The sequence below is a fragment of the Vibrio genomosp. F10 str. ZF-129 genome, from assembly GCF_000287055.2.
Taxonomy (GTDB): Bacteria; Pseudomonadota; Gammaproteobacteria; order Enterobacterales; family Vibrionaceae; genus Vibrio.
This window is the reverse complement of the sequence record NZ_AJYQ02000096.1, coordinates 20288-29020: the sequence shown is the minus strand read 5'-3', so window position 1 is coordinate 29020 and position 8733 is coordinate 20288. Positions and strand designations below refer to the sequence as shown.

Genomic DNA, 8733 nt, shown 5'->3' with positions numbered 1-8733 from the left:
CCTTAGGAAATTGCTGCTGAAATTGTTCGGTAAATGCCCAGTGGCTTGTGGCTCGTTTGCCATCGAGAACGCCAGCACACGCGAGAACATAAGAACCAAGGCAGAGCCCTACCAGCAACTTCCCTTTATCATGATGATCTATTAACGCCTCTAGAAGTCGCTCACTTGGCTCTGGCAGGTCATTTGGCCAGCTTGGAATAATTATAATATCGGCTTCTTGGGTAGCACTTAGATCGCTATCGACCACCACACCAAATCCAGAGCTTGTTTCAAACCGCAAGCTGTTTTCGCTACAGGTCCTCAAGTTAAACCGAACCGGCTGACCGAAAAAGATATCTTGAAACACCAGACAGGGCACAGAGAGATGAAAAGCACTGATGCCTTCGAAGGCTATCATAGTAATTTTAATTAACTCGCTTGATTTGTTCATGAGTGTCTCGATTTGCGCGAATATTGACTTTCGAGACAGTATGGCAAGATTACCGAAAATAGCATACTAAATCACATAGAGAATATGACTCCTGAGTGAATTTAGAGAGGTATTATGAAGATCCATCACCTACGTAGCGCAACTTTTATCATTGAATCTGGCGAAAAATTTATCCTTATTGATCCTATGTTGGGGAAAAAAGGCTCTATGCCTCCGTTTTCAGTCATTAAGGCTAAGGCCGCGAAAAATCCAACGGTTGAGATGCCAAGTAATGCCGATGAGCTACTAAACAAGGTTACTCATACCTTAATTACTCACAGTCAAACACTTGGTATCAAGGCGTTACAACATGGGGATCACCTGGATCCGGCAGGTGAAGCGTTCTTAACAAGTCGTAATATCCCAGTTGCGACACCAGCCAAAGATAAAGCTTACCTAGAAAAATATGGCTTAACGATAAATTGGGGAATTAAAGACTGGGAAACTATCGACTTTCTAGACGGAAAGCTCACCGCGGTTCCGGCTTTGCACGGCCATGGATGGATTCACAAGGTAATGGCTAATGGTGTTGGATTTTTCTTGGAGCTTCCCAATGAGCCTTCTATTTACATTAGCGGTGATACAGTTCTAACCGATGATGTAAAACGAGCGTTGACTGAGTTAAAACCCGACATCACAGTGGTGGCAGCAGGCCGTGCTCGTCTGGATGTTGGTCAACCGTTATTGATGTCTATTGATGAGGTCATGGAGTTTATTCGCCTTTCCCCTAATAAGGTGGTTGCGAACCATATGGAGGCACTCAATCACTGTGCAGTGACTCGAGCAATTCTTAAAGAAGCAATTGATAAAAACGGTTTGTCAGATAAAGTCCTTATTCCTGCTGATGGTGAGACCTTGGAGTTTTAGATACCTGAACTAATCCGATGACTCTCGATTTAAGTAAATAATCTAAATGATTTTTGTCCAATTCCGAGCTACAGCCGCATTAGCTCGAAATCCTGGTTAGGTATAGTGTCTACGGTTGCAACAAAGATAGGAGTCTAAGTTGTTATAAATCAAAATATTAGGGCTTTTCTTTGTAACAGCAATTGCAGAAATATTGGGCTGCTACTTGCCTTATCTTTGGTTGAAAGAAGACAAATCTGTTTGGTTGTTAGTACCAGCAGCTTTCTGCCTTGCTTTATTTGCATGGTTATTGTCTTTACATCCGACAGCAGTAGGTAGGGTTTATGCCGCTTACGGTGGTGTCTATATTTTTGTGGCAATCCTGTGGCTATGGGTAGTAGATGGCATTCGTCCGAGTTTATGGGACATTGTGGGTGTTTCAGTCGCTATGCTTGGAATGGCGATCATCATGTTTGCCCCAAGAACCACATAACAAAAGACTAAGGTAGACTACCAACATTTGGTATTTTCATAGCCGTAGCGATCGATCCACGCTTGCTCTTTAAGTGTTTTACGCAATTGCTGCTCATTACAACGACTGCCATGCTTTGCTAAACCCATTCGCCCAAAACTTGGTGAGATGGTGCTTATTATCGACACTTAGTTCAACTTCCACCCATACCTTTTTCTTAAACTCTTTGACGAGCGTCTCCATCCCTTGGGCATCCTCTGGGATCGCATAGAGGCTGGTGCTGTCACTGTAAGCTGATTTCAGACACTCATAACGAAGTGAAATAGGCTGACCGTTGACTTGACTAGCAATGCCTTCCCAAGCTTGACCGGGCTTACAACTATGGTTGAAACGGATAAAAGCCCGTTTGTTGTTTTGCTTATCTCGATCGATGAAAACATCAAATTTATGGCGTACCGCCAAAAGCTCGCTTAGAGAGCGGTTTGCCAAGGCTTTAACCGTTGTAATTTGGCTGTCTGATAGTTTTTGCTCGCCACTAAAAATTTTTTTTGTGACGGCACTAGGAAGGGCATCAGCATTCTGAGAGAGCCAGTATGTGAGCTGTTTGACGTCGTCATGGCTTAAGTTGTGCAAAAACTCACTCTCTTTTGTTTCGAGTTGGCTCAGCCCGTAGACAAATTTGTCCATGGCTTGAATCTGTTTATTGACCTTTTTTATTTGGCGTAACTGTGTTTTCTCGGTGTCATAGTAAGGGTGGATGGGAAACGTTTCACTCACGGGGAAATACTCGCTGATAGCGAAAGGTCGAGTAGTGAAAGAGTGATCTCGGTCTGAGTGGTGCTGAGAGACAAGAAAGTTCTGAAAGAAAATTGAGCGAGTGTCGTCTACTACCACGTGATTGGTTTTCTGCCATGCTTCGTTGCAAGTCAGTGCTTCGCCTTTGAGTTTTTCGTTGAGTTGAATGGCTTTGAGCGTCTCAATCTCTTTTTGGTATTTCTTCTGCATTCTATCAAGGCTTGCTTTTATGTTATTCGCTTTGTCCTTAGTTTCTTTTGCCATTCGCATATTATTACGACCAGACTTGTAGTCATCATACTTGTCTTCGTCGTAGCAATAGTCAGCCAGTTTTTCCCATAACTGACGAGCTTTATCGAGCCCTGTTTCCGTTCGTTTTATCTGTTTTTGTAGCTCGAACAAGGATTGCTGATGTTGTTGAACCAATTGGATCTGCTTCTGGAGTGAGTCGTAGAGCTGGCCATCGGTAATTGGGCTAGTGATGATATGGCCAACGAAGTCGAACTCATTGTAAATATCGATTTGTTGATTATGTGGATCGATAACAGCGTTGTAGGCGTTCTCATACTTTTTATACAGATCCACTCCTTTGTCCCAATTACTGGTGGTGCAATAGCCTGCTTGTAGTGTGCAACTAACTGAAAAAAGTAGTAGTGCAATAAGTGGTCTTTTCATCGGCCAACACTCCTTGTCGCAACGGTGACGTTCGTCGCTGCATTGCTGATACTTGTTTGATCGGTCAGGGTTATATTGATAGTCGTCACAGTATATAACGCCAAAACGAGACTCACTTTGGTATGTATCAATTATTCATACATCAACGCTATTGAATTTGATAATTAGACATTGATACCCTCCCAACTCTGCTGGGGAGACTAGATTGGTTTGCCATACCCCTGATAATTCGTCAAAGCTAAATTAGCAAAGCCACTGACAAGGTTTTGCCCCATTTCAAGTTAGCGCGTACTCCATGAGTATCTCTAATATCAGAACATTGACCAAATCTTCGTAATGCGACAAAGTAACTTACGATCTACTTTCTAACCAATTAATAACTTCCTTAGACTCTACACGACAGGATAGTATCAGCGTGAATAAACTCTATATCATTGGCAATGGATTTGATTTGCACCATGGCTTGCCGACATCATTAACAGGCTTCCGAGACTATTCCAAACATAGTGAGTTCCACCGATTATATGAAAATGGTGTTTTTATGATGTCTACTAACCAGACATTAGATGAGCACTGGCAACAGTTAGAGACAAATCTTGCCAATTTTGATGTCGATGCACTCATTGAATATGCTGCCCAATATTATGATGATGACCCTCATGAAAATCATTTTCTCTATGAAGTCGAAAATGCTATCGGTGCGCTTACAATGGGGCTTAAAAAGGACTTAAATAGCTATTTGTCATTGGCTGAGAGTCGTACAATTGAAGACGGCAAAGTATTGCCAATAGATACTAGTGCTCGCTTTCTATGTTTCAACTATACGAACACCCTTGAGCGGTTCTATAACATACCTTCAGACCGTATCTGTTACATTCATGGCAAACTAAATAGCACTGACGCCCCAATTGTTGTTGGGCATGGTATAGAGGCTTCAGAATATAAAGCTCCGCCCTCAATTGACATATCAATCCTCGCAGAAGAAGAGGTTGAGGCCTTTTCTGACTCTTACTCACCTGATTATGAATACGCAACTAGTGAGGCTCATAGATACTTTAAAAAAAATCATAAGGACACTGCTGCTTGTGTCCAAGCATCTAGCACGTTCCTACAGTCTTTAGTAGATATTGAGAGAGTGGTAATCCTAGGTCATTCTCTAGCAGTAATCGATAAACCTTACTTTGACTATGTAAACAAAATAGTTGGGGCGAACTGTCAATGGTGGGCGTCTTACTACCCAAGATCCGAAGAAGATGCAATACGTAGTCGACTTGAGGAGATTGTTGATGACGAAAACAGGATGAAATTGATAGAGATGTCCCTGTTGACTAAATAATTTGAAGCTATCAACTTTTCTAAAACTATTTAACGTGACGATATGCCTCATTGTGTTAGTTAGAGTTTAACTCATTCATTTATGTGGGCATTTTCAATACTACTACTTATGCTAGAAGGTAGCGGTCGTCTGTTCCATACAAACACATCAAATAGCAACTTTTACGTGTGTTTACTCATGTAACTGCATAATAAAAAAGGATATAGGCGTAGTTCTGGGTTAGCATGTCTGAACAATCATCGGTTAATTGGTTTGGTCAAAAAAATCATGTATTTATCAGAATTGAAAGCACAACACTTTAGACAGTTTGAAGATTTTTCTATGGCATTCAACAATGGGTTAAATTTACTTGTTGGTGAAAATAATGCGGGTAAAAGCTCTGTTATCGATGCGATCCGACTCGTCCTTGATACAACTTCAGCCGAGTGGGTTAACCTGAAGAGTACTGACTTCCTAAATGGAAAGAGTGAGTTAAAAATTCAGTTAAAGTTTGAGGACTTGTCCCTACGCGAGTCTGGCTTATTTTTAGAACATTTAACAAATGAAGAAGTAACCCCTGGAGTTGATAAATCAGTTCTATTCATAACTCTTTCAGCAAAACTCGCCCCTAGCCCTTTCAAAAAATCTCAATTTATTAAGACCGAAATCCGTTCTGGTATCAATAATGATGGCCCTATAATTGAAAGAGACGTTCGTGAATACCTCGCTGCTACTTATTTAAAACCCCTACGTGATGCCGAAGCTGAACTCTCAGCTGGACGCTCGTCTAGGCTATCTCAAATTTTAGGAAGTAACGCCAGTTTAGCTGGGGATACGAGCGCCACCCAGCGTATTATTGAACTACTTACTGGTGCAAGTAAGGACATTCAGTCAGACGCAGCAATCCAAACTGCGCAAGACAATATAGCCACCTTGCTGAACTCTTTAACATTCAGAGCGAATGTATTTACGCCAGTCTTAAGTTTATTAGGAAGCAAGGACTATGCAGACATGAGCGAATCAGAAAAATCATTCGCTCTTAAATCCATTTTAGAAAAACTAACCCTTGAACTCGATGCTTCAGGTATTAAGCACGGATTGGGTTATAGCAGTCTGTTATTTATGGCTACCGAGCTAATGCTAATAAAGCAAGAGGAAGAGCAATACCCTCTGTTGCTAGTAGAAGAGCCTGAAGCTCATCTTCACCCTCAGTTACAGTTGAAGTTTATTAATTATCTTCGGACTGAAAATAGCCAACTACAGTGTATTTTATCGACTCACAGTCCTGTACTTGCATCAAAAGCTCCCTTAGAGAGTTTAATCCTAATGCAAGAAGGCCAAGCTTTCCCTCTAAGAAAGGGGTGCACCGCACTCGAAGACGAAGATTATGTTTTCCTTGAGAAATTTTTGGATTCCACAAAAGCAAATATGTTTTTTGCAAAAGGTGTATTACTAGTTGAAGGGGTTGCAGAGGTAGTTTTAATCCCCAAAATAGCGGAATTACTTGGGCGGCCTTTAGAAGACTATGGAGTGTCGCTGGTAAGCGTAAATGGTTTATCAAGGAAGCGCTACGCTAAGGCTTATCGATCCAGCGCTACCTCAGCAAATCCAAAACCACTACCTATCAAGGTAGCTTGTATCACGGATTTAGATTTGTGGCCAGATGAAGCCGAAGATACTGGTGATAACGATTATGGTTTTAAAACCAAAAAACAGCCAAAACCAAGTGGTAAAGGTGGAAACTTGAAGTATTGGCTTAATGAACTCACTCCTGCCGAAATAGATGAAAAAAAAGCTAAGAAGTCTGAGTTTGATGGAGAGCTAGTTAAAACGTTTATATCTAATGACTGGACGTTTGAGTTTTGCCTTGCAAAGTACGGACTGAGCGAAGAGCTATACCAAGCGATAAATAACAGCATGGATGGCTACGACGCACTAAATACTGATGCACAAATAAGATCTGTCCAGCTGTATGGCGTTATCGAAGGTAAAGGAGATGGGAAAAGTGAAGTTAGTTATTCACTGGCTGAGATCCTATCTAAGTACAAAGACCGCCCTCTAGATCTAAAAGCAAAGTTACCATCCTATATTGTTGATGCTATTGAGTATGTAACGGAATCGTTTCCTGAAGAAATGGAGCCGCTACAATAATGATTGATATTAATGATGCGGATATTAGCGCGGTCGAAGCAGAGTTAGGGGTGACGTTTGATGCTGCAAGAAAGCAGATAATCAAGACATTCAATGATGTGCAGGCTTGCCCTGGAAGTGGCAAGACAACAATGGTCGCAGCTAAGCTTCTTATAATTGCTAAAAAATGGAAACAATCGCATCAAGGAATATGTGTTTTAACTCATACCAATGTTGCAAAGGGTGAAATAATTGAGCGTCTTCAGCAGAGTATTGATGGTCAAAAACTATTATCCCATCCTCACTTTATTGGTACAATTCAAGAGTTTGTAAATAGATTCCTCGCAATACCATATCTACGTTCAAAAGGCTTAACCGTAACCCAAGTTGACGATGAGATATGTTGTACTAGGGGTTGGTCTCTTTTGTCTAGAGGGACAAAGAACTTCCTGAGACAACGACACATTTCTTCACTGCAAGATCTTCAATATAAATTCATAGATGACGAAGTTAAACTATCAGTACCTGGCTTTACAAGGCCATCCACATCGTCAAGCTATCAGGATTTAAAGTCAGCAAAAAGAACGTTGGTGACTGGTGGTTACTTCTATTACCATGAAATGTATGCGCTTGCTAAGAAGTATATTTTAAAGAATTCATCGATTAAAGGTGCACTTAGATCTCGCTTCCCTGCTGTATTTATTGATGAAATGCAAGATACTCAAAGATTCCAAGATGAATTGCTAAACGATATATTCCAACATGAGACTGTAAGCTTCCAAAGATTTGGTGACCCTGACCAAGCTATTTATAGCGGTGGGGAAGAGGGGAATCAAACTTACAATCAAGTTACCTTAGAGAAAGTCGAAGACAGTCACCGCTTTAACAATTCAATTGCGCTGCTGGCAAAAAATTTAAGTTACAACCGTATCAACCTGAACTCAGATACAGCGGCACCAGAACAAGCCTTACATACAATTTTTTTGGTTGATGAGAACTCACGAAGTAACGTTTTCGATAGGTTTGCAGAATTGTGTTCGCAAGCAATCCCCGAAGACTGTAAAAGACCAATTAAAACGGTTGGTGCAGTTGGTGTTAGAAAGGTTGATGGATTAACCATTTGCAACTATCTCGACTCATTTGATAAGAGCAACTCAACAAATGCGTTTAAACCAAGCAAATTTATTCATTACTTTCATGAGGGGAGTTGCTTAAAAGGTCAACATCAAGCATATCGTCTAATTCTTGATGGGATGGTTAGATGCGGTCGAATATCTAATTCCAAACTATCACACCAAGATGGTACTCAGTCTGGTTACTCAACCACATATATACGTAAATATTTAAGAGAATCGGGTTTAATTATCAATTTCAATGTCCTGATTAAGTCATTGATTAAAAATGACATAACAGAGGATATATGGAACGAATCAGTGACTACTCTATTAAGTTATTTGAACTTGCATAACTTGACTCAAATTCAAGAGTTTATCTGTTTTGAAGGTAATAGTCCTCACGTAGCTACTGTTAACAATGTCAGCGCTAACAAGGTTTACACAGAAGTTTCAGGGAGAACAATCGAAAATGAAGTGGCAACAATTCATGCAGTTAAAGGTGAAACACATGCAGCCACGCTAGTCTTGGAAACAAAATTCCGTTCAAATGATTTAAAATCACTAATTGACTATATTCTAGTCGAAAACACTACGAAACCGACAGCCGTTACAAAAATCAAGTTTATGAAGCAATTATATGTCGCCTTCTCAAGGCCTGAGCACTTGCTTTGTTTAGCTATGGATAAATCAGGATTTCCTACAGAGCACCTTGGGAAACAGGAATATGCAGGCTGGAAAATTTGTGACCTTACAATGATGTAAATTTTTCTTGAAAAGTCGATGAGATATGTTGTTCTTGGATTTTGGCTTACTTTTCCTAATCCTAGGCGGACGAGTTAGATATTTGTAACTAACTCGTTTGTGTCCAGAACCTTCATTGCTGGCACTTCGTAACTCAGAAGCGCCCAATTCTTGG

At 40.7% G+C, this 8733-nt stretch carries 7 protein-coding genes; 5 read left to right on the top strand and 2 right to left on the bottom strand.

Annotated elements, in window-relative coordinates; all coding sequences use genetic code 11:
• Nucleotides 1–430 (bottom strand): DJ-1/PfpI family protein (locus A1QO_RS11245; protein ID WP_017041629.1); only part of this gene is annotated, 430 nt, incomplete at its 3' end.
• Between the two features lie 114 nt (nucleotides 431–544).
• On the opposite strand from A1QO_RS11245, the gene A1QO_RS11240 reads away from it, so the two are divergent.
• The gene (locus tag A1QO_RS11240; RefSeq protein ID WP_017041628.1) at nucleotides 545–1336 is read left to right on the top strand and encodes an MBL fold metallo-hydrolase; all 792 of its coding nucleotides are present in this window, start codon (nucleotides 545–547) and stop codon (nucleotides 1334–1336) included.
• Nucleotides 1337–1484: 148 nt separating this feature from the next.
• Nucleotides 1485–1808 (top strand): YnfA family protein, encoded by a 324-nt coding sequence (locus A1QO_RS11235; RefSeq protein ID WP_026027086.1) that lies wholly within the window; start codon nucleotides 1485–1487, stop codon nucleotides 1806–1808.
• Nucleotides 1809–1904: 96 nt separating this feature from the next.
• On the opposite strand, the gene A1QO_RS11230 is transcribed toward A1QO_RS11235, so the two are convergent.
• Nucleotides 1905–3257: a hypothetical protein gene (locus tag A1QO_RS11230; protein ID WP_017041626.1), complete on the bottom strand. Its 1353-nt coding sequence runs from the start codon at nucleotides 3255–3257 to the stop codon at nucleotides 1905–1907.
• Between the two features lie 415 nt (nucleotides 3258–3672).
• On the opposite strand from A1QO_RS11230, the gene A1QO_RS11225 reads away from it, so the two are divergent.
• From A1QO_RS11225 to A1QO_RS11215, 3 genes are all read left to right on the top strand, one after another.
• Nucleotides 3673–4593, top strand: a complete 921-nt coding sequence (locus A1QO_RS11225) for a bacteriophage abortive infection AbiH family protein (RefSeq protein WP_026027085.1) — start codon at nucleotides 3673–3675, stop codon at nucleotides 4591–4593.
• 267 nt (nucleotides 4594–4860) lie between these two features.
• Nucleotides 4861–6723, top strand: coding sequence for an ATP-dependent nuclease (locus A1QO_RS11220; RefSeq protein ID WP_017041624.1), 1863 nt, complete (start codon nucleotides 4861–4863; stop codon nucleotides 6721–6723).
• Entirely contained in the window at nucleotides 6723–8579 is a 1857-nt protein-coding gene (locus tag A1QO_RS11215; protein WP_017041623.1) for a UvrD-helicase domain-containing protein, read from the top strand. The genes A1QO_RS11220 and A1QO_RS11215 overlap by 1 nt, the downstream gene beginning before the upstream one ends.
• Nucleotides 8580–8733: the final 154 nt, after the last annotated feature.